14 protein-coding genes are annotated in these 20925 nt (G+C 69.0%); 10 read left to right on the top strand and 4 right to left on the bottom strand.

Annotation, left to right across the window (positions count from 1 at the left end; genetic code table 11):
• Window position 1: 1 nt before the first annotated feature.
• Complete coding sequence (locus tag IAE24_RS18405) at window positions 2-712, bottom strand: Lcl C-terminal domain-containing protein (RefSeq protein ID WP_199960767.1); 711 nt, start codon at window positions 710-712, stop codon at window positions 2-4.
• A gap of 226 nt (window positions 713-938) precedes the next feature.
• Between IAE24_RS18405 and IAE24_RS18400 the strand changes: the two genes are divergently transcribed.
• The 6 genes from IAE24_RS18400 (at window position 939) to IAE24_RS18375 (ending at window position 10185) form a co-directional block, all read left to right on the top strand.
• Window positions 939-2174: a multidrug effflux MFS transporter gene (locus IAE24_RS18400; RefSeq protein WP_013802722.1), complete on the top strand. Its 1236-nt coding sequence runs from the start codon at window positions 939-941 to the stop codon at window positions 2172-2174.
• A complete protein-coding gene (locus IAE24_RS18395; RefSeq protein WP_043820870.1) occupies window positions 2171-3595 on the top strand; it encodes an MFS transporter in 1425 nt (474 codons plus the stop codon). The genes IAE24_RS18400 and IAE24_RS18395 overlap by 4 nt, the downstream gene beginning before the upstream one ends.
• Before the next feature lie 166 nt (window positions 3596-3761).
• Window positions 3762-5123, top strand: coding sequence for an efflux RND transporter periplasmic adaptor subunit (locus IAE24_RS18390; RefSeq protein ID WP_043820872.1), 1362 nt, complete (start codon window positions 3762-3764; stop codon window positions 5121-5123).
• Window positions 5124-5141: 18 nt separating this feature from the next.
• Window positions 5142-8339, top strand: coding sequence for an efflux RND transporter permease subunit (locus IAE24_RS18385; protein WP_199960768.1), 3198 nt, complete (start codon window positions 5142-5144; stop codon window positions 8337-8339).
• Window positions 8336-9805, top strand: a complete 1470-nt coding sequence (locus IAE24_RS18380; protein ID WP_199960769.1) for an efflux transporter outer membrane subunit — start codon at window positions 8336-8338, stop codon at window positions 9803-9805. The genes IAE24_RS18385 and IAE24_RS18380 overlap by 4 nt, the downstream gene beginning before the upstream one ends.
• A gap of 50 nt (window positions 9806-9855) precedes the next feature.
• Window positions 9856-10185, top strand: coding sequence for an antibiotic biosynthesis monooxygenase family protein (locus IAE24_RS18375; protein ID WP_016446802.1), 330 nt, complete (start codon window positions 9856-9858; stop codon window positions 10183-10185).
• Here the strand turns inward: IAE24_RS18375 and IAE24_RS18370 are convergent.
• Window positions 10170-11282, bottom strand: a complete 1113-nt coding sequence (locus IAE24_RS18370; RefSeq protein WP_199960770.1) for a DUF72 domain-containing protein — start codon at window positions 11280-11282, stop codon at window positions 10170-10172. The two genes, IAE24_RS18375 and IAE24_RS18370, sit on opposite strands and share 16 nt — an antisense overlap.
• A gap of 297 nt (window positions 11283-11579) precedes the next feature.
• On the opposite strand from IAE24_RS18370, the gene IAE24_RS18365 reads away from it, so the two are divergent.
• The 4 genes from IAE24_RS18365 to IAE24_RS18350 all read left to right on the top strand — a co-directional run bounded on the left by IAE24_RS18365 (window position 11580) and on the right by IAE24_RS18350 (window position 17875).
• Entirely contained in the window at window positions 11580-12707 is a 1128-nt protein-coding gene (locus tag IAE24_RS18365) for an RCC1 domain-containing protein (protein WP_199960771.1), read from the top strand.
• Between the two features lie 23 nt (window positions 12708-12730).
• Window positions 12731-14467 (top strand): multicopper oxidase family protein, encoded by a 1737-nt coding sequence (locus tag IAE24_RS18360; protein WP_199960777.1) that lies wholly within the window; start codon window positions 12731-12733, stop codon window positions 14465-14467.
• A gap of 179 nt (window positions 14468-14646) precedes the next feature.
• On the top strand, window positions 14647-17007 hold the full coding sequence (locus IAE24_RS18355) for a Tex family protein (protein ID WP_199960778.1): 2361 nt from the start codon (window positions 14647-14649) through the stop codon (window positions 17005-17007).
• 28 nt (window positions 17008-17035) lie between these two features.
• Window positions 17036-17875, top strand: coding sequence for an HDOD domain-containing protein (locus tag IAE24_RS18350; protein WP_043820881.1), 840 nt, complete (start codon window positions 17036-17038; stop codon window positions 17873-17875).
• Window positions 17876-17895: 20 nt separating this feature from the next.
• Here the strand turns inward: IAE24_RS18350 and IAE24_RS18345 are convergent, their stop codons facing one another.
• Together IAE24_RS18345 and IAE24_RS18340 are read right to left on the bottom strand one after the other, a co-directional pair.
• Window positions 17896-19143, bottom strand: a complete 1248-nt coding sequence (locus IAE24_RS18345) for an SEL1-like repeat protein (protein WP_199960779.1) — start codon at window positions 19141-19143, stop codon at window positions 17896-17898.
• Window positions 19144-19190: 47 nt separating this feature from the next.
• Window positions 19191-20828: a DUF4384 domain-containing protein gene (locus IAE24_RS18340; protein WP_199960780.1), complete on the bottom strand. Its 1638-nt coding sequence runs from the start codon at window positions 20826-20828 to the stop codon at window positions 19191-19193.
• Between the last annotated feature and the right edge of the window lie 97 nt (window positions 20829-20925).

Raw genomic sequence — 20925 nt, 5'->3', positions numbered from 1 at the left:
GTCAGTCCTCCTCGTCCGGGTCCGGCCTGTGGGGGGCCGGCCTGGCGGGAGCCTCGGCCTTTTCATCGGGCGGCGCGGAGGGCAGGGGCCGCACCAGCCGCACCATGAGCTGGTTGCCGCGCCCCATGTCGGGCCGCGTCTCCAGGCTGTCGAGGTCAATCGCCCAGGCCTGCTGGGCCGACAGCTGCGTACCGGCGCTGCCCGAGATGTTGCTGTAGTTGTAGGGATTGACGGGCCGCGCGTTCACCGCTGCCGTGCCCGTCCAATGCCAGCCACGCGGTGCGCCCGGGAACAGCTCGGGCGACAGGCCTTGCGGCCGTATATCGCGCGAGATCAGCCGGCGCATCTCGTTGACGCGCGGCAGCCGCCAGCGCACGCCGTCCTGCTTGGCCCGTTCGGCGGCCAGGGCCTGCGCCTGCTTGTGCGTGAACAGTTCAGGCAGGCCCGTGCAGGTCTTGCCATTCCACTGCATGCCTTCCACGCAGCGCGGCCACAGCAGGCGGGCGCGCCGGTCGATCACGTCGCGGCCGTCTTCGGATACTTCCAGCACAGGAGCGGCGCCGGGCCTGGGGCTGCGCTGTGCCTCCTGCTGTGTCTCTCGCTGCGCTGCCTGGGCAGGACCCAGCGTGCAGACACCCAGCAGCAGGGCGGCGAGCAGGGGCCCTGGCAATGCATTCAGGGCCGGTGGAAGGGAAGGCAGGGATGGGCGCATGGTGTGTTGCAGTGGCGATGGCGATGGCTGTTGCAGCGATGAAAAGGTGGGTTGGCCTCTTGGGTGGCAATCTCGTTTCAGAGCGTAACAGGATTGCGGGCTTCTGAATTTGTGCCACGGCAAGCCGCCACCGTCAGGTGCGCGGGGCTGCCTGCCCAGGAAATGTGAGCAGCCTCCTGCAGCCCCGCGCGCTTGCCGCCACAATGGCGCGTCTATGTCTGCGTCTATGCCTTCCTCTTCTCCCGCTTCCCCTGATTCCCACACACTGCGCCTGGTGCTGATCCTGGGCCTGCTCTCGGCCATCGGTCCGTTTGCCATCGACATGTACCTGCCCGCGCTGCCCCAGATCGGCAGCAGCCTGGGTGCCCAGGTGGGCGCGGTGCAGGCCAGCCTGACGGCCTTCTTCCTCTCGCTGGGCGTGGGCCAGCTGCTGTACGGGCCGGTCTCGGACATGGTGGGGCGCAAGCCGCCGCTGTACTTCGGCCTGACCGTGTTCGCGCTGGCCAGCGTGGGCTGCGCCATGGCCACCAGCATCGAGACGCTGGTGGTGCTGCGCTTCATCCAGGGCCTGGGCGCGGCCGCCGGAATGGCCGTGCCGCGCGCCGTGGTGCGCGACCTGCACACCGGCCACGCGGCGGCCCGCATGATGTCGCTGCTGATGCTGGTGTTCAGCGTCTCTCCCATCCTGGCGCCGCTGGCCGGCAGCGGCGTGATTGCCGTGAGCAGCTGGCGCGGCGTGTTCTGGGCCGTGGCCGTGGCGGCCGTGATCGGCCTGGTGGCCGTGTTCATGGGCCTGAAGGAAACGCGCGGGGCCGCCGCGCGGCTGGACAGCAGCGTCGCCGGCGCACTGCGCGCCTACGGCGTGCTGCTGCGCGACTGGCATTACCTGGGCCTGGTCTTCATCGGCGGCTGCGCCATGGCGGGCTTTTTCGTCTACCTGGCTGGCTCCCCCTTTGTGCTGATCAACTACTACGGACTGAGCTCCACCCAGTACAGCCTGGCCTTCGGGCTGAACGCCATCGCCTTCATCGGCGCGGCGCAGTTCACGGGCTGGCTGGGCCAGCGCTTCGGGCTGGTGCGCGTGGTCAAGGTGGCGGCCACCGGCTCGGGCCTGGTGATGCTGTCGCTGCTGTCGTACTACCTGCTGGGCGGTGAGCGGCTGGCCGTACTGATCGGCCTGTACTTCGTGGCCAGCGCGCTGATGGGGCTGGTGATTCCGACGACCTCGGTGCTGGCGCTGGAGGAGCACGGCGCCATTGCCGGCACGGCCTCGGCGCTGCTGGGCACGCTGCAGATGCTGTCGGGCGCTGCGGCCATGCAGATCGTGGGCCTGTTCTCCACGGGCAAGCCCCTGCCCATGGTGGTGGGCATGGCCACGGGCGCGCTGATCGGTGTGGCCCTGGCCTGGATCACGCTGGGCGGTGCGCGTGCCCATCGCGTGGGCGCAAAGGACCATTCATGAGCCTGGCACCCGCGGCAGAGGCTGCGCCTGTCCACGATGGACTTCCGTCAGGCCCTCGTGGCCAGGCGATGCTGGTCATCATCCTGGGGCTGACGCTGTCGGTGCTGGACAGCACCCTGGTCAATCTGGCACTGCCGGCCATGGCGCGCGAGCTGCAGGCCAGCTCGGCCCATACGCTGTGGGTGGTCAATTCCTACCAGCTTGCCAGCCTGGTGCTGCTGCTGCCGCTGGCGGCCCTGGGCGAACGCCTGGGCTACCGCCGCGTGTATCTGGTGGGCATGCTGGTGTTCTCCCTGGCCTCGCTGGCGGCCATGCTGGCCACGTCGCTGCCCACGCTGGTGGCAGCGCGTGCGCTGCAGGGCCTGGGCGCTGCGGGCGTGATGAGCGTCAACGCCGCCCTGGTGCGGCTGATCTATCCGCGTGCCCTGCTGGGGCGGGGCATGGCCGTGAATTCGCTGGTGGTGGCCACGGCATCCATGGCCGGGCCCTCGGTGGCGGCAGCGATTCTGTCTGTGGCCAGCTGGCCCTGGCTGTTTGCGGCCAATCTGCCGCTGGGCCTGTTCACGCTGTGGCTGGGGCGCCGCGCGCTGCCTGCCAATGCCGTGGCCGGCCATGCAGGGGCGCGGCTGTCGCCGCTGGATGTGCTGCTCAACATCCTCATGTTCAGCCTGATCTTCCTGGGCGGCGAGCAGTTGGGCGTGCGCGCCGGCGGTGCCGATTCTTCCCTGCCTTCGGGCTGGTGGCTGCTGGGCGCGGGCCTGCTGGTGGGCGCCTGGTATGTGCGCCGCCAGTGGCGCCTGCCCGCGCCGCTGCTGCCGGTGGACCTGCTGCGCATTCCGGTGTTTGCGCTGTCCATGTGCGGATCGGTCAGCGCCTTTTGCGCGCAGATGCTGGCCTACCTGGCGCTGCCGTTCCTGCTGCTGGAGTCGCACGGCATGTCGCCCATCGAGGCCGGGCTGCTGATCACGGCCTGGCCGCTGGCCACGGTGCTTACGGCGCCCATCGCGGGCCGGCTCATCGGCCGCTATGCGGACGGGCTGCTGGGCGGCATCGGCATGGCCATGTTCGCCTGCGGGCTGTGGGCGCTGGCGGCCATGCCCGATGCGCCTTCGACCGTGGACATGGTCTGGCGCATGCTGCTGGCGGGCAGCGGCTTTGCGCTATACCAGTCGCCCAACAACCACACCATCGTGACCACGGCGCCTCTGGCGCGCAGCGGCGCGGCCGGCGGCATGCTGAGTTCGGCGCGGCTCACGGGGCAGACCCTGGGCGCCGTGGTGCTGGCCACCATCTTCACCTTCGCGGGCGGGCATGGCGGCCATGCCGAAATCGTGGCCCTGGCCGTGGCGGGCTGCTTTGCGGCCATGGCGGGCGTGTTCAGCCTGCTGCGCGTGCGCACGGCGCCTGTGCCTAAGCACTGAACAGGCCCGTAAATGGCATTGAACTTGCATGTGTCGGCGCGCTCCGACACATGCATCATCCTGGATGGACTTGCCAGGAGATTTCGGTGGCACGCCATCCGCTTTACAAACAAGAAATATGGGCACTGCACAATCGTGCGATGCCCCCAACGACTTCGCTGCTCCCATGATTTCTGACGTGCCCTTTTCGCCGAGCCCGCGCCTTGCTGCGCCTTCCGATTCCCAGCCCGGCGCAGGGCACGTACAAGCTTCCGCCTCGCCGGCCGGCGGCCGGCGCATCGGCACCGCCGTGCTGTGCGCACTGGCGCTGGCCGCAAGCCTTGCGGCCTGCTCCAAGAAGGATGCCGCACCTGCCGCCACGGCCAAGGCTGCGACCGAGGTGGGCGTGGTCACGCTGCAAAAGCAGAGCCAGCAGCTGGACGCCACGCTGCCGGGCCGCACGCGCGCCTCGCTGACCGCCGAGGTGCGGCCCCAGGTATCGGGCATCGTGCAAAAGCGTTTGTTCACCGAGGGCGCGCTGGTGCGCCAGGGCCAGCAGCTCTACCAGATCGACGCGGCCTCGCTGCGCGCCACCGAGGCCAGTGCCCAGGCGGCCGTGGCCAAGTCGGAGGCCAGCGCCCGCACGCTGGAGGCCACGGCGCGGCGCAATGCCGAGCTGGTCAAGATCGATGCCATCAGCCAGCAGGCCTTCGAGGAAAGCCAGGCCGCTGCCGCCCAGTCGCGCTCTGACGTGGCCGTGGCCAAGGCCAATCTGGAGACCGCGCGCATCAACCTCAAGTACAGCCGCATCGAGGCGCCCATCAGCGGGCGCATCAGCCTGTCCACGGTGACGCCGGGTGCGCTGGTGACGGCCAACCAGACCGAGGCGCTGACCTCCATCGTGCAGCTGGACCCCATGTATGTGGACTTCACCCAGTCCACCAGCGAGCTGCTGCAGCTCAAGCGCGACTGGGATGCCGGGCGCTTCCAGAAGGTGGAGGGCGACAAGGTGGCCGTGCGCATCCGCCTGGACGATGGCACGGACTACAGCCACCAGGGCAAGCTGCAGTTTGCCGGCGTGATCGTCAATGCCACCACGGGCAGCGTGACGCTGCGCGCCGTGGTGCCCAACCCGCAGGGCGTTCTCATGCCGGGCATGTATGTGCAGGCGCTGCTGCCCACGGGCCTGGCGCCCGAGGCGCTGCTGGTGCCCCAGCAGTCGGTGACGCGTGACCTTACCGGCAAGGCCAGCGTGCTGGTGGCCAAGGCTGACGACGTGATCGAGCGCCGGCCCGTGAACATCGACCGTGCCGTGGGCAATATGTGGCTGCTGCAGGACGGCCTGTCGGCCGGCGAACGCGTCGTGGTCGATGGCTTCCAGCGCATCAAGCCCGGCGACAAGGTGCGCGCCGTGGAGGTGGACCTGCGCGCCAAAGCCCAGGCCCGCAAGGGCAAGCCGGCCGACGGGCCGGCAGCACCTGGCGCTGCGGAGAAGGCGCCTGCTCCAGCTCCTGCACCGGCAGCGGCTCCTGCTCCGGCCGCCGGCTAAGCCGCAGGAACCCGTCACATGGCTCAGTTCTTCATCAACCGGCCCATCTTCGCGTGGGTCATCGCCATCGTCATCATGCTGGGCGGCGCGCTGTCCATCTTCACGCTGCCGCTGGAGCAATACCCCGACATCGCGCCGCCGCGCGTGACCATCGGCGCGCAGTACACGGGCGCCTCGGCCGAGACGGTCGAGAACTCGGTGACCCAGATCATCGAGCAGCAGCTCAAGGGCATCGACAACATGCTCTACATGAGCTCCACGTCCGACGCCTCAGGCCGTGCGCGCACCACGCTGACCTTTGCGCCGGGCACCAACATCGACGTGGCCCAGGTGCAGGTGCAAAACAAGCTGCAGTCCGCCGTGAACCGCCTGCCCGATGCGGTCAAGAGCCGGGGCGTGTTCGTGAACAAGGGCGGCCAGGACTTCCTGGTCACCTACAGCTTCTTCTCCAAGGACCCGGCCATGACCGCGGTCGACATCGGCGACTACCTGACCAGCAACCTGGTCGATGTGATCGGCCGCCTCGACGGCGTGGGCGATGTCAACGTCTTCGGCACCAACTATGCGATGCGCATCTGGATGGACCCGGCCAAGATGGAGAAGTACGCGCTGATGCCGTCGGACCTGGTCAATGCGCTGAACTCGCAGAACGCCCAGGTCTCGGCCGGCCAGCTGGGCGCGCTGCCCGCCGTCTCCGACCAGCAGCTCAACGCCACCATCACGGCGCGCACCAAGCTCAAGACGGTGGAGCAGTTCGAAGATATCGTGCTCAAGTCCGCGCTGGACGGCTCGGTGGTGCTCATGAAGGACGTGGCCCGCGTGGAGCTGGGCGCCGACAACCTGACCATCAAGGCCAAGCTCAACGGCCTGCCCGGCGCCGGCATGGGCATCGTGCTGGCCGATGGCGCCAATGCCATGCAGGTGGCCGACACCATCGCCGCCAAGCTGGCCGAGCTCAAGCCGTTCTTCCCCAACGAGATCGACTACTTCGTCAGCTCGGACTCCACGCCCTTCGTGCGCGCCTCCATCAAGGAAGTGGTCAGCGCGCTGGGCGAGGCCATGATCCTCGTGGTCATCGTGATGTTCATCTTCCTGCAGAACTTCCGCGCCACGATGATCCCCGCCATCGCCGTGCCCGTGGTGCTGCTGGGCACCTTCGGCGTGCTGTCGCTGGCCGGGTACTCGATCAATACGCTGACCATGTTCGCCATGGTGCTGGCCATCGGCCTGCTGGTGGACGATGCCATCGTCGTGGTGGAGAACGTCGAGCGCGTGATGCACGAGACGGGCATGTCGCCCAAGCAGGCCACGCGCCAGTCCATGCGCGAGATCACGCCGGCCCTGGTGGGCATCGGCGTGACGCTGTCGGCCGTGTTCGTGCCCATGGCCTTCTTCGGCGGCTCCACGGGCGTGATCTACCGGCAGTTCTCCATCACCATCGTCGCGGCCATGGCGCTGTCGGTGTTCGTGGCGCTGACGCTGACGCCGGCGCTGTGCGCCACGCTGCTCAAGCCGCCCGCAGCGGGCGGGGCAGGGCATGACCGGCCCATCCGCAGCGGCATCCTGGGGGTGAATGACCGGTTCTTCCGCTGGTTCAACCACCATTTCGACGCCACGGCCGCGCGCTACCAGGGCACGGTGGCCTACTCGCTGCGCCGCGCCAAGCGCATGATGCTGATCTTCCTGGCCGTCTGCGGCGTGGTCTGGCTGCTGATGGCGCGCCTGCCCACTTCCTTCCTGCCGGACGAGGACCAGGGCTTCGTCTTCGTCAACATCAACCTGCCTTCGGGCGCGGCCGATACGCGGCTGCAGGGTGTGCTCGACGAGGTGCGCGACTACTTTGCCAAGCAGCCCGACGTGGTGAGCTTCTACCAGGTCTCGGGCCTGAACGGCGACCAGGCCTCGGCACGCGCCTTCGTGCGGCTGAAGACCTGGGAGGAGCGGCCGCTGCCCAGCCAGTCGGCCTCCGAGATAGCGCACCGCGCGACCAAAGACCTGTCCGCCATCCGCGATGCGCGCGTGCTGGTCGTGCTGCCGCCGGCCGTGCGCGGCTTGGGCTCCAGCTCGGGCTTCAACTTCATGATCAAGGACATGAACGGCCTGGGCCACCAGGCGCTGCTGGAGGCCAAGGAGAAATTCCTGACCGAGGCCCGCAAGCGCCCCGAGCTCACCAATCTGCGCATGACCAACCTGGAAGACGCCAGCGAGCTGCGCCTGGACATCGACGACCGCAAGGCCGCCGCACTGGGCCTGTCGTACACCGACATCAACAGCGTGCTGTCCAGCGCCATGGGCGGCACCTATGTCAACGACTTCCTGAACAACGAGCGCGTCAAGCGCGTCTACATCCAGGGCGATGCGCCGCACCGCATGCTGCCCCAGGACATCGCCAAATGGACGGTGCGCAACGCCAAGGGCGAGATGGTGCCTTTCAGTTCGTTCTCCAGCAGCTACTGGGCCTACGGCTCGCCCCAGCTCATGCGCTACAACGGCAACCCGGCCTACGAAATGGAAGGCCGCGCCGCCTCCGGCGTCAGTTCCGGAACGGCCATGCAGATCGTGGAGGACATCCTGCGCACCCTGCCGGCCGGCATAGGCTACGAGTGGACCGGCGCCTCGCTGCAGGAGCGCCAGTCCGGCGCCCAGGCGCCGCTGCTGTACGCCATCTCCATCCTCTTCGTGTTCCTGTGCCTGGCGGCGCTGTACGAAAGCTGGACCGTGCCGCTGTCGGTGATGCTGGCCGTGCCGCTGGGCGTGGTGGGCGCGCTGGCCGCCACCTACACGCGCGGGCTGACCAACGACGTGTACTTCCAGGTGGGCCTGCTGACCACGGTTGGCCTGGCGTCCAAGAACGCCATCCTGATCGTGGAATTTGCGGTGCAGCTGCAGGAGCAGGGCAAGAGCATCTTCGACGCGGTGGTCTCGGCCGTGCGCTTGCGCCTGCGTCCCATCTTGATGACCTCGCTGGCCTTCGGCTTCGGCGTCATTCCGCTGGCCATCGGCACGGGGGCCGGCGCGGGCGGGCGCAATGCCATCGGCACGGCCGTGCTCGGCGGCATGCTGGCCTCCACGGTGCTGGGCATCTTCCTGGTGCCCGTGTTCTTCCTGCTGATCCGCAGCTGGTTCAAGAGCCATTCGCGCACCGAGGACGACGCGCCCCAGCCCACTGCCGGATCATCTGGTTCACCGCATACCGCAAAGGAGAGCGCAGCATGAGGCGCCCAACGAATGTCTCCGCACTGGCCGCAGCGGCGGCGCTGGCGGCGCTGCTGACCGGCTGCAACCTCGCGCCGCAGCACCGCACGCCCGACATGCCCGTGCCCGATACCGTGGGCAGCACGGCCGCAACGCCGGCCCAGGCCGACGAGGCCAGCCTGCAGGCCGCCGCCGCGCTGGGCTGGGTGCAGTCCCAGCAGCTGCGCGAGGTCATTGCGCTGGCCCTGGCCAACAACCGCGACCTGCGCGTGGCCGTGGAAAGCATCGAACGCGCGCGTGCCCAGTACGGCATCACGCGCGCCGACCTGCTGCCCAGCGTCACTGCCCAGGCCCAGGCCAGCCGTGCGCGCACGGCCGCCGGCATGACCAGCACCACCCAGGCGGCATCGGTCAGCACCCAGTACACGGCCCAGCTGGGCTTTGCCAGCTACGAGATCGACCTGTGGGGCCGCGTGCGCAACCTCAGCGAGGCGGCGCTGCAGCAGTTCCTGCAAAGCGAGCAGAACCGGCGCAATGTGCAGATCGGCCTGGTGGCCGATGTGGCCAACGGCTGGCTCACGCTGGCGGCCGACCAGGCCCGCCTGCAACTGGCGCGCGACACCCTGGCCAGCCGCGAGAAAGCCTATGAGCTGACGCGGCGCATGCACGAAATTGGCTCCACATCGGGCCTGGTGCTGGCCCAGAACCAGACCACGGTGGACACGGCGCGCGGCGACGTGGCCAGCTTCACCTCCCAGGTGGAGCGTGACCGCAATGCCCTGCAATTGCTGGTGGGCGGACCGCTGCCCGAGGCCCTGCTGCCCGGCGCCGCCACGCTGCGCGCCGATGCCCGGCCCGCGGCCGCGCTGCAGCCCGTGCCTGCACCGCTGCCCTCCAGCGTGCTGCTGGTGCGCCCCGACATCCAGGCCGCCGAGAACAACCTGCGCGCCATGGAGGCCAACATCGGCGCCGCACGCGCTGCCATGTTCCCCACCATCAGCCTCACGGCCAGCGTGGGCTCGGGCAGCCGCGAGCTCGATGGCCTCTTTGGCGGCAGCAGCAGCACCTGGAGCTTCATCCCCCTGGTGCGCCTGCCCATCTTCGACGGTGGCCGCAACCGTGCGGGCGTGCAGGTGGCCGAGGCCAACCAGCGCATCGCCATCGCCCAGTACGAGAAGGCCGTGCAGACGGCCTTCCGCGAAACCGCCGACGTGCTGGCCGACCGCGCGCAGTGGGACGAGCGCCTGGCCGCCCAGACCAGCATGGTCGCCGCCACGCAAAAGGCCTTCGACCTGTCCGAGGCCCGCTTCAAGGCCGGCGTGGACAACTACCTGACCGTGCTGGATGCGCAGCGCAGCCTCTACACGGCCCAGCAGACCCTGATCGGCCTGCGCCTGTCCGAGCAGCTCAACCGCGTCACGCTGTGGAAGGTGCTGGGCGGCGAGCAGGTGCAGGCGTCGTCCGCCTCGGCACCGGCGAATTCCTGAGCGCGGGCGGTGTATTGCGCAGTCCCGCAGAACATGCCGCCCCGACCACGATGAGCCCCTTTGCCAACACCCCCGAGCCGCCTTACTACGCCGTCATCTTCTCGTCGCGCAGGACGCCGGACGACGATGATGGCTACGGCCTCATGGCCCAGCGCATGGTGGACCTGGCCGCGCAGCAGCAAGGCTTCCTGGGCGCGGAAAGCACGCGCGGCGAGGACGGTTTCGGCATCACCGTGTCGTACTGGTCCACGGCCGAATCCATTGCGCGCTGGAAGCAGGATGCCGAGCACCTGGTCGCCCAGCAACTGGGCAAGGACGCCTGGTACGAGCACTATGAGTTGCGCGTGGCCCGCGTGGAGCGCGCCTACGGCAAGCGCTGAATCCGGGCCGCCTCCGCTTGCACCACGGCCTCGGCCAGCAGCGCGATGGAGCGCGGCGCGCAGCCTTCGGCATCGTTGCTCACCGTCACAAAGGCGGGCAGCCCGCGGCTGGTGATGCCATCGATGGTCTTGGCGAGGATGGCGCGCGTGTGCACATCGGGCGTGCGGATCTCGTCAAAGGGATCGTGCTTGGTTTGCGCATCGGGGTAGCCGTAGGCCCCGAACTCGCGGTTCAGGTTCCAGCGGCAGACCAGGGGGCTGGGCCACAGCCGCCGCAGAAAAACCAATTGCTCTTCGATGGGCGGCATCTTGCCGTGCAGCCCCAGGCAGAAGGTGGCGCCCGCAGCGCGCAGCGTGTCCGCCAGCTCGGGCGTCAAAAGCTCCGGGTCGCGCACTTCCACCGCGACGATGATCTGTGCGCCCAGCGGATGAGCGGCCAGCGCCGCTCGCACCGCGTCCAGCATGGCCTGCAGCCGCGCCAGCAGTTCGGTGGGGCGGCTCAGCAGGCCCCAGGTCATGGGACTGAGCTGGAACACCAGCACGCCGAGCTGCTCGCCCAGCCCTTCGAGCGTGGGCTCGACGAAGCTGGTCACGGCCAGATCGGGTTGAAGGAACACGGGGTTCAGCGACATGCCCTTGCCATCCTCGTCGCGGACCTGCGCATCGGTGACCACCGAAGGGCACTTGACCACGAAGCGGAAATCGGCCGGCACCTGGCCCGCGAAGGCCAGGTACTGGCTGGCCGTCAACGGCCTCCAGAAGCTGCGGTCCACGCAGACCGTTCGCATCAGCGGATGCCGGCCATAGGCCTCCAGTCCCTTCTTGGCGAGCACGCTTTTGTCATAGGCGCCATCCCAGATCAAACCTTCCCAGCCCGGGTAGGACCAGGTGGAGACCCCCATGCGCAAGCCCTGCGGAAGCTGGTCCGCCAGCGCCTGCCACTGCAGGGCCTGGGGCGCCAGCTGCACGGCGCCGACGGCCTTGCGGGATGCCGGCTTGCGGCCGCCAGGCGCCGCGCTGGCGGCGGGCGGGACCGTGGCTGAAGAGGGTGGGGAGGGCGGCGGTGAGGGCGGCGCGCCAAACAGATCGTCTTGCATGGGCTGGAGCATGGATTGTCCATGATGCCGCTGCGCCAGCGCAGCCCGCGTAGGCACTCAGGCCACGCAGGCCCCCGCCGCACTGGCGATGTGCCTGCAGGCCAATGTCGCGTCGCAGGCCTGGGGCGGGATCGATTGACAGAGCCTAAGGCGCTCTTGAGCAATCACAGTTTTCAGTGATTGCCACCCACCCGCTTCCTTTGAACAATCCGCACTGACACCTCACGGGCAGCTGTACCGCCGTGTCGGGGTGCCCCAAGACACGCGAAACACGCTAAACACGCAAAGGAGAGGGTGATGCTGACCATAGAACAGGTAGTGGCGGGCCCGCAGCGGTCCGTGCTCATCACATCGGAGGGCGTATTCGCCTGGGGCAATCTGGAGGTGTTGCGCACCCTGCCCGAAGGCGTGGATGCTGCCGAGGTCTGTGCGCCCGATGCCACGCGCATCGGCCACCGCAGCTTTTCCCAGCCCGTGCCCCAGCGCCTGAGCCCCCGTGGCACGCGTTGGGAGGGGCTGGTGGACGCGGGCCATTCGCTGCTGGCCTGGGCGGATGGCCAGGCCTATGCCGTTGCGCCCCAGGTCCGCGATGCCGCGGGCGCCGTGCCCAGGCCTTTGACCTTGGGCCGGCAGGATGCCGGGGTGCGGCGCATCTGGGCGGGTGAGCAGCAGGCCTATGTGCAGGACCGCGAAGGCGCACTCTGGGGATGGTCGGATGCCATGCCCGGTGCGCAGCGCGTGCAGGGCCTGCCCTCCGTGCGCAGCGTGTCCGTGGGCATGGGCCATGCGCTGGCGCTGGATGCCAGGGGGCAGGTATGGTCCTGGGGCGCCAATGCTGCGGGCCAACTGGGGCAGGGCGATCTGGTGCAGCGCAGCCGTGCGCAGCGCGTGGTGCTGCCGCAGGGCGCTGCGGCCGTGGTGGCGGTGGCGGCAGGGGCCACGCACAGCCTGGCGCTGGATGAGAAGGGGCGGCTGTGGGGCTGGGGCTCCAACCACCAGGGCCAGTTGGACCAGGGGCTGCAGGCGGCCTACAGTCCCGGCCCCGTGCGCATTGCCGTGCCTGGGCGCCTCAGCAGTCTGGCGGCGGGCCTGCATTTTTCGGCGGCGACCACGCAGGGCGGGCAGGTGCTGGCCTGGGGCTGGAATGGCCTGGGCCAGCTGGGCCAGGGCGATGCGGTACCCCGCGCGGGCTTTCACGCCGTGCCCGGCCTGGCGGCGGTGCAGCAGATCAGCGTGGGCGGCACGCATGTGCTGGCGCTGGAGCACGGCGGGCGCTGCTGGGCCTGGGGCGACAACCGCCATGGCGCCTGCCAGGGCGAGGACGGGGCACAGGCCCAGTCCCGCCCCCATGCGCTGGCCTTGCACGCCCTCAATGACCTGACCGAAACCAACGCAATCGCCGGCACGGCAAAGGAGGCCCTGTGAAGCATCTGCACCAGGAGTATTCAATGCCCGCCCCGGGCCTGAACCGCAGGGCACTGCTGCAATGGGGCGCCCTGCTGACGGCGGGCGCCGTGCTGCCCGGCTGCGGCGGTGGAGGCGGGCCGCGCGACGATCTGCCCGAACCGCAGGCGCTGCGCTCCGTCAACGGTGTGCTGGAGCTGCACTTGAACGTGGGCTATGCGTCCATGGACATGGACCTGCCGGACAGCGACATCGCGCGCTGGGCCCGCTATCCGGCCGATCGGCAGCCCGGGCGGCGTCTGGAGCTGCGCAGCTTCAATGGGCGATACACGGCGCCCACGCTGTGGCTGCGCCCCGGCGACACGCTGAAGATGTGGGTGCACAACCAGCTGCCGGCCTCGCCCCAGGGCTCGGACTGGGCGCTGCTCAACCACCAGAACAGCACCAACATGCATTTCCACGGCCTGCACGTGGACCCGCGCGAGATACGGCCCGGTGTGTTTGGCGACTACGTGGTGGACGGGCCGGATGCCGGCATCGCGCCCGGCGCCACGCGCTACCACGAGATCCATCTGCCCGACGACCACAGTTGCGGCATCTACTGGTACCACCCGCATCTGCACGGCGCCACCAATGCCCAGGTCTCCAGCGGCATGTTCGGCGCCATCATCGTGGCCGATGCGCAGGACCCGTTCCGTGCCAGCGTGAACATGCGCGAGCGCGTGCTGTTCGCCCACAAGCTCACCGTCAACGCCAAGGGCCGCACCGATACGCTGGAAGACTCGATGGAGAATCCGGCCGGCGCCTTTTTGCTCAACGGCGCCTACCAGCCCACCATCGTGATGCGGCCCGGCGAGGTGCAGCACTGGCACATCGTCAATCCTTCGTCGTTCTACCCGCTGCATCCCGTGCTCGACGGGCATGTGATGAATGTCTATGGCCGCGACGGCAACCATTACGGCGGCATCTACCGGCCGCTGAGCCGGCAGACGGCCGGGCAGCCGCTGGACATGCGCGACTGGCCCGGCAACTACATCTACCCGGGCGGGCGCCTGTCCATGGTGGTGCAGGCATCGATGGCGCCGGGCGAGTATTTCCTGCGCGCGGCCGCGTGCCCGTCCTTTCACCGGCCAAGCGGCAACGAGCCCTTCGAGGAGGTGCTGGCCCGGGTGGTGGTGCAGGGCGAGCCCGTGCAGGCTCGCGTGCCCGACCCGGCCCTGCTGCGCAGGCCCGGCGACTACACGCCCATCACCGATGCCGAACTGGCCAGCCATGGTGGCGTGCAGCGCATCCTGCGCCTGGCCGTGCTGGCCGACGACGCGGACAAGGGCGTGCGCGACCCGGCCCTGGCGCCCATGCCGGCCGGCGAGAGCTGGGTGCTGAAGGTGGGCGGCAACCGATCGGTGTTTGCAGTGGGCACCGAGGCCATGCCGCTGGGCATGTCGCCTATCCATTCCAGCCTCACGCCTGTGCAGACCGTGCCCTTCAATGCAGTGGAGGAGTGGACGATCTACAACTACAACGGCTACCCGCATCCCTTTCACATCCACGTCAACGATTGCTATGTGGTCAGGGTCAACGGCGCGCCGGTGACGCCGTTCTGGGCCGACACCCTGCCCGTGCCACCGGGCACGGGCAGCAGCGGGGCGGCGGGGCTCACCAAGGGCAGCATCACCTTTCGCATGCGGTTCGCGGATTTCCACGGCAAGTTCGTCTGGCATTGCCATGCGCTGGACCATGAGGACCTGGGAATGATGCAGATCGTGGATGTGCGGCCCTGAAAGCCGGGCTTATCCGATCGGCCATTCCCGCGCCCTTCCGGCTTCATGCTGCAAGCCCTTGAATTCATTGGACTGCAAGAAATGCTTGCATTTGCGGGCGGGCCGTGAGCGGCCCGGCCCGAATCGCGTGTGGCACACTTGGCCGCTTTCCGGATTCCACGCCACGGGGCGCCTCTCGAATGCAAAAAATCATTGGCCAAATCGCCGCAGAACTGAATGTCAAGCCGCAGCAAGTGGGTGCTGCGGTCGAATTGCTTGATGGCGGAGCCACGGTTCCGTTCGTCGCCCGCTACCGCAAGGAAGTGACCGGCGGCCTGGACGACGCGCAATTGCGCCAGCTCGACGAACGCCTGGGCTATCTGCGCGAGCTGGAAGACCGCCGGGGAACGGTGCTCAAGGCCATCGACGAGCAGGGCAAGCTGACCGATGCGCTGCGCCTGGCCATTGCCAATGCGCCGACCAAGCAGGAGCTGGAGGACATCTACCTGCCCTTCAAGCAAAAGCGCCGCACCAAGGGCCAGATTGCCAAGGAATTCGGCATCGAGCCGCTGGCCGACAAGCTGTTTGCCGACCCCACGTTGGACCCGCACAAGGAGGCCGAGGCCTTCTGCAAGCCCGCCACCACCCTGGACGACGGCAAGCCGGGCCCCGATTTCTCCACCACGTTCGCCGTGCTCGACGGCGTGCGCGACATCCTGTCCGAGCGCTGGGCCGAAGACCCGGCGCTGGTGCAGAAGCTGCGCGAATGGCTGTGGGAAGACGGCCTGCTGCGCTCCAAGAAGATCGAGGCCAAGAACGAGAACGACCCCGAGGTCGCCAAGTTCCGCGACTATTTCGAGTACGACGAACCGATTGGCCGCGTGCCCTCGCACCGCGCCCTGGCCGTGTTCCGTGGCCGCGCGCTGGAGATCCTCGAAGCCAAGCTGGTTCTTCCCGTGGAGCCCGAGCCCGGCCAGCCCAGCCTGGCCGAAGGCAAGATCGCCCTGCACCTGGGCTGGAGCCACGCCAAGCGCGCCAGCGACGACCTGATCCGCAAGTGCGTGGCCTGGACCTGGCGCGTCAAGCTGAGCCTGTCCACCGAGCGCGACCTGTTCTCGCGCCTGCGCGAAGACGCCGAGAAGGTGGCCATCAAGGTCTTTGGCGACAACCTGCGCGACCTGCTGCTGGCCGCGCCTGCGGGCCAGCGCGCCGTCATCGGCCTGGACCCGGGCATCCGCACGGGTGTCAAGGTGGCCGTGGTGGACAGCACGGGCAAGCTGGTGGACACCACCACTATCTACCCGCATGAGCCGCGCCGCGACTGGGACGGCTCCCTGGCCGTGCTGGCCCGCCTGGTCGAAAAGCACCAGATCAACCTGATTGCCATCGGCAACGGCACGGCCAGCCGCGAGACGGACAAGCTGGCGGCCGACCTGATCAAGATCGCCAACAAGGCCGACCGCCAGATCGAGAAGGTCGTGGTCAGCGAGGCTGGCGCTTCCGTGTATTCCGCCAGCGAGTTCGCCTCGCAGGAAATGCCCGACGTGGACGTGAGCCTGCGCGGCGCCGCCAGCATTGCGCGCCGCCTGCAGGACCCGCTGGCCGAGCTGGTCAAGATCGACCCCAAGAGCATCGGCGTGGGCCAGTACCAGCACGACGTGAACCAAAGCGAGCTGGCGCGCCAGCTCGACGCCGTGGTCGAGGACTGCGTGAACTCCGTGGGCGTGGACCTGAACACGGCCTCGGCGCCGCTGCTGTCGCGCGTCTCGGGCCTGTCGGGCAGCGTGGCCAAGTCGGTGGTGCGCTGGCGCGATGCCAACGGCTCCTTCAAGAGCCGCAAGCAGCTGATGGACGTGGCCGGCCTGGGCGCCAAGACCTTCGAGCAGTCCGCAGGCTTTCTGCGCATCCGCGGCGGCGACAACCCGCTGGACATGACGGGCGTGCACCCGGAAACCTATCCCGTGGTCGAACGCATCATTGCCACCACGGGCAAGAGCGTGGACCAGCTCATGGGCCGCTCCGAGGTGCTCAAGGGCCTGAAGGCCGAGCAGTTCGTGAACGAGCAGTTCGGTGCCATCACCATCAAGGACATCCTGGGCGAGCTGGAAAAGCCCGGCCGCGATCCGCGCCCGGACTTCGTCGTCGCCCGCTTCAATGACGGCGTGGAAGACATCAAGGATCTCAAGGAAGGCATGACGCTGGAGGGTACGGTCAGCAACGTGGCCCAGTTCGGCGCCTTCGTGGATCTGGGCGTGCACCAGGACGGCCTGGTCCACGTCAGCCAGATGAGCCACAAGTTCATCGAGGACGCGCGCGAGGTCGTCAAGACCGGCCAGATCGTCAAGGTCAAGGTGCTGGAGGTCGATGTGGCGCGTAAGCGCATCAGCCTGACCATGAAGCTGGATGCGGCGCCCGCGCGCCGCGACGGCCCCCGTGACAACCGCTTCGAGAGCGCAGGCCGGGGCAGCCAGGGCCATCAGGGCGGCCAGCGCCGCGCGCCCGAGCCGGCGCAGCAGTCGGCCATGGCCTCGGCCTTCGCCAAACTGCAGACCCGCAAGTAAGGCCGGGCAGGGCAAGGCAGGAAACGCGATGGCTGCGCACGCACTGGATCTGCAGACGCTGTTGACCCAGACGCTGGCCCTGCCGGCGCAGCCGCGCATTGTCGCGCTGCTGCTGCGCGAGCTGGTGCCCGAGCAGCCCAGCCTGCGCCGGCTGAGCCAGCTGTTCGCGGCCGACCCCGCGCTGGCTGCCGGGCTGCTGGCGCAGGCCAACGGCCCGGTCTTCGGCATGGCGGGCCGTGTCACCGGCATTCCGGAGGCGCTGGCCCTGCTGGCGCCCGCGCAGTTGCGACAGATCGTGCGGGGCATGCCGCTGGGCGTGGGCACCCATGCCGTGCCGGGCGTGGCCATGCCGGCCTTCTGGCGCTACAGCGTGGATGCCGCACGCGTGGCCCGCGCGCTGGCCGGCACGGTACAGGCCAGCCCCACGGCGGCCTATGCGGCAGGCCTGCTGCACGGGCTGGGCGAGCTGGCCATGCACATGATCGATCCCGGCCGCGCGGCCACCATCTCCGAGCTGGTCGGCCCGCTGGACCCGCGCCGTGCCGAACTGGAGATGCGGCTGTGCGGCTACGCATACAGCCATGTCAGCGCAGGCCTGGCCCGGCGCTGGAACCTTCCGCCGCTGCTGGCCGACGCGCTGCAGCACCTGCACGCGCCGCTGGCCCAGCCCGGCTTCGATCCCCTGGCCTGCGTGCTGCACATCGCCGCCTGGCGCGCCCGATCGCGCGAGGCGCAATGGGGCGAGCGCGCGCTGGCCGTGAGCTTTCCCGGCGAAGTGGGGGTGGCCCTGGGCCTGGACATCGACATGGTGCTGCGCCAGGACCCGGTGGACTGGATGGCCGACACGGGCCTGGATGTGCTGCTTTAGGGCAGGACCCAGGGCCAGCGTCAGTTCCGGTGCCAGGGCGCCGGCACCATGTCGAAAAGCGGCGTGGGGTCGCGCCGGTAGGGCGCGGGGCTGATGGGTGCCATGGGCTGCATGGTCATGGGGTCGATGCGTGCCAGCTGCTGCATCCAGCCAATGTCCACGCCGCCGCCCTGTGCGGGGCGCGAATAGATCAACTCCAGCATGCGCCGCGATGCCACATGGCCGTGGGACGCCGCCTGCTGGTACAGGCGCAGGGCCTCGGTGTAGTTGGCCGGCACGCCTTCACCACGGTGATAGCGCTGGGCCTGCTCCCACTGCTGCTGGGCCGTGACGGGCTGGCGCACCTGGATGTCCTGCTCGCTGGGCGAGCCCCGCAACTCCGGCGTGCGCTGCAGCCGTTGCGGCCCCTGCGCCGCAGGCGGGGCAGACGTGCCCTGGGCCGACACCAGCTGGCCCGCGGGCCGCATGCGGTCGCCCAGCATCTGCGCATTGGTCGCCGCGCTGGATGAGCGTGGCGCCGCCGCGCGGAACTGGCGCAGGGCGGCCTCGGGCTCGTCCTGCGCGAGCAGGGCCAGGCCCCATTCCAGCTGGGCGCCGGGGCTGCCCGAACGCGCCGCGCGCTGCAGCAGTTCCTGGTCGGGCGTGCCTGCCACGGTCAAGGCCTCGCCCACGGGCTCGGCCGTGGACAGCGGCGCCAGGCGCCGGGCCAGCAGCCATTCCAGGTATTGCGCACGGGCCGGGTCGGTCTTGGCCAGCTGGGCGATCCAGGGCCTTGCAGCCGGTGGATCGGGGGGCTGGCCGCAACCGTCCATGGCGCACCAGGCCAGTCCAGCGCTGGCCAGCGGATGGCCGGCGCGCTGCGCGCGCTCGAACCATTGCCTGGCCTGCGGCCCGTCCTGGGCCATGGCAATGCCATGCAGTGCCAGCAGGCCCATGACCCATTGCGCCTCGCGCTGCGTGGCCAGGCTCACGCCCTTGCCTTCGGCGCGGCTGCGCAGTTGGGACAGGGCCCGTTGCTGGGCGGTGTCGGAGGTGGATGAGATATTGCTGGTGCCGGGCTGTGCGCTGAACAGGCCGGTGGTTGCCACCCGGATGGGGGCCACCGGCGTGAAGCGTGCGGCAGCCTGCACATGCGCAGGCATGGCGGGCGTCACGCCGGGCGGCAGGACCAGCAGGCCCGCCAGCACGAGCCTGACGGACAACCGCAGCGCAGTTGCGAGCCGCTGCGCGCGGGCGGCGCGCAGCGGTTCGTGGGCGTGGGACGGCATGGCGTGTGCCTCCGGTGGGTTCGTGGACGGGGCGGTTGTCAGGCGCATCAGCGCTTGGCCTGGGCCGGAACCACTTGCCAGAAGCGGGCCATGCCTGTGTACTGGTCGGCGCCCAGTCCGCTAGCCATGGCCTGGTTGACATCCTCCAGTGTGCGCATGCCCGGGATGGCGATGAAGGCCTTGTTCTGCAGCAGTTGGGGCAGCTTGTCGCTCATGTTCTGCTCGGTGGCAAAGCAGGCCACGCCTTCCTTGCCTGCCGGGCCGGCATTGATCACATAGCCGGGGTTGGGGCTCATCCAGTCGGGCAGGCGCACGGACTGGGCGGCCGTGATCCAGCCCGAGCGGTTCACATCGTTGGGCAAGAGCCTTACCACCTCGCCGTCGGCGCCCGCCATGAAGCACGACAGATAAGAGGCGCGCGACACGGTGGCGGACAGGAACAGCTGCTCACCCGTCTCGAAGGAGGTGCGCGTGGGCGTGATGTTCTCCAGCCACAGGTCCAGCTTGCGGTCGGGCGCGGGGGCGCCGTAGCGGTAGTCGCCCGTGGCCACGGCCACGTTCTCGGCGGCGGTGGTGACCGGTGCCGCGCTCTTGGTGTTCCAGCCGATGCGCGTCATGTGTCCATCGGCGCTGACTGCCACGAAGTCTCGCAGTGCGCGCTCGTAGGTGCTGAAGTCCACCACGCCATTGACCACCATGCCGCTGTCGGCCTGGAAGCGCCCTATGGCCTCGCGCCACTGCGGGTTGCCTGCGGTGAAGGCCGGTGCGTCGGGCGGCAGATAGCCCTTGCTGATCAGCGACTGGCGCACCAGCTCCTGGTGGATGCCGGCTTCGCCTTCCTCGTACCAGTCGCGCAGCTGGCGCTGGAAGTCGGGGTGGGTCTGGTCCAGCGTCAGGCACTGCCAGTAGGGCAGGCGCGACCATTTGCCTAGCAGCTCGATCATGCCCAGCTCGACCAGGGTGCGCACGGCCGGGCCCGAGCCCTGGGCATAGTCGCGGCCCACGCTGAACTGCACGCCGTAGGAGCCGATGCGGCCGGCCAGATCCAGACCCTGGCTGCCGTTGCCGATGACGACTTCGTTGGCCGAATCCAGGCCCGGAATGATGGTGCGCGTGCGGAAGTCGCCCAGGTGCAGCTCCATGCCCAGCACGGCGCCGCTGCGGTTGGCGCTGTAGCCGGTTTCCAGGCGCGAGGCGCTGGTGCCTATGTCCACGTTGTTGCGCAGCACGTTCTGGTCCATGAAGGACACGGCGCCCGACACATACAGGGCAGGGCGCTGCAGCTGGATCTGGTTGTTGTTGAGCAAGATGGTGGTGAGGTTCTGCACCGTATCCTGGCGGGCGATGTCCACCTCATAGTCCACGTAGCGGAAGGCACTGCTGACGCGCGACATCTGGGACAGGGCGGTGACCACCATCTCCTTGGCGGCCACGGCCACGCGGCCCGTGTAGTCGGGCAACTGCTTGCTGGTGATCAGCACCGTGGGCATGTGGCTGTTGCGGAACATCCTGTCCATGCACATCAGCGAGTCGGAAAAGCTCGATATCGAGCGCACCGGCCGCACCACGGGGCGGTCGGCCGCATAGACCTTGTCCAGGTACTTGGCGTCCTTGCGCGCATCCAGCGGCGCGCAGCCCGACAGCAGCACGATGGAGGCTGAAACGGCGCTGGCGACAACCCGCATGCAGCCCTGTCTGCCAGACCATCGCTGGCGCCAAGCCCCTCGGTAGTCAGCGTGGCCGCTGTCTGCCGGCCGGGGCGCGGCATCGTGGCGGGGAAGT

The sequence above is a fragment of the Delftia sp. S65 genome (assembly GCF_016516495.1).
Lineage (GTDB): Bacteria > Pseudomonadota > Gammaproteobacteria > Burkholderiales > Burkholderiaceae_C > Comamonas > Comamonas acidovorans.
The sequence above is the reverse complement of the archived record's forward strand: the minus strand, read 5'-3'. Positions and strand labels throughout refer to the sequence as shown.

Excerpts from the sequence above, each read along its gene's own strand:
- IAE24_RS18365 (WP_199960771.1), top strand. The coding sequence starts at position 11,580 with ATGCTGACCATAGAACAGGTAGTGGCGGGCCCGCAGCGGTCCGTGCTC.
- IAE24_RS18380 (WP_199960769.1), top strand. The coding sequence starts at position 8,336 with ATGAGGCGCCCAACGAATGTCTCCGCACTGGCCGCAGCGGCGGCGCTG.
- IAE24_RS18390 (WP_043820872.1), top strand. The coding sequence starts at position 3,762 with ATGATTTCTGACGTGCCCTTTTCGCCGAGCCCGCGCCTTGCTGCGCCT.
- IAE24_RS18350 (WP_043820881.1), top strand. The coding sequence starts at position 17,036 with ATGGCTGCGCACGCACTGGATCTGCAGACGCTGTTGACCCAGACGCTG.
- IAE24_RS18405 (WP_199960767.1), bottom strand. The coding sequence starts at position 712 with ATGCGCCCATCCCTGCCTTCCCTTCCACCGGCCCTGAATGCATTGCCA.
- IAE24_RS18385 (WP_199960768.1), top strand. The coding sequence starts at position 5,142 with ATGGCTCAGTTCTTCATCAACCGGCCCATCTTCGCGTGGGTCATCGCC.
- IAE24_RS18395 (WP_043820870.1), top strand. The coding sequence starts at position 2,171 with ATGAGCCTGGCACCCGCGGCAGAGGCTGCGCCTGTCCACGATGGACTT.
- IAE24_RS18345 (WP_199960779.1), bottom strand. The coding sequence starts at position 19,143 with ATGCCGTCCCACGCCCACGAACCGCTGCGCGCCGCCCGCGCGCAGCGG.
- IAE24_RS18375 (WP_016446802.1), top strand. The coding sequence starts at position 9,856 with ATGAGCCCCTTTGCCAACACCCCCGAGCCGCCTTACTACGCCGTCATC.
- IAE24_RS18370 (WP_199960770.1), bottom strand. The coding sequence starts at position 11,282 with ATGCAAGACGATCTGTTTGGCGCGCCGCCCTCACCGCCGCCCTCCCCA.
- IAE24_RS18355 (WP_199960778.1), top strand. The coding sequence starts at position 14,647 with ATGCAAAAAATCATTGGCCAAATCGCCGCAGAACTGAATGTCAAGCCG.
- IAE24_RS18400 (WP_013802722.1), top strand. The coding sequence starts at position 939 with ATGCCTTCCTCTTCTCCCGCTTCCCCTGATTCCCACACACTGCGCCTG.
- IAE24_RS18360 (WP_199960777.1), top strand. The coding sequence starts at position 12,731 with ATGCCCGCCCCGGGCCTGAACCGCAGGGCACTGCTGCAATGGGGCGCC.
- IAE24_RS18340 (WP_199960780.1), bottom strand. The coding sequence starts at position 20,828 with ATGCGGGTTGTCGCCAGCGCCGTTTCAGCCTCCATCGTGCTGCTGTCG.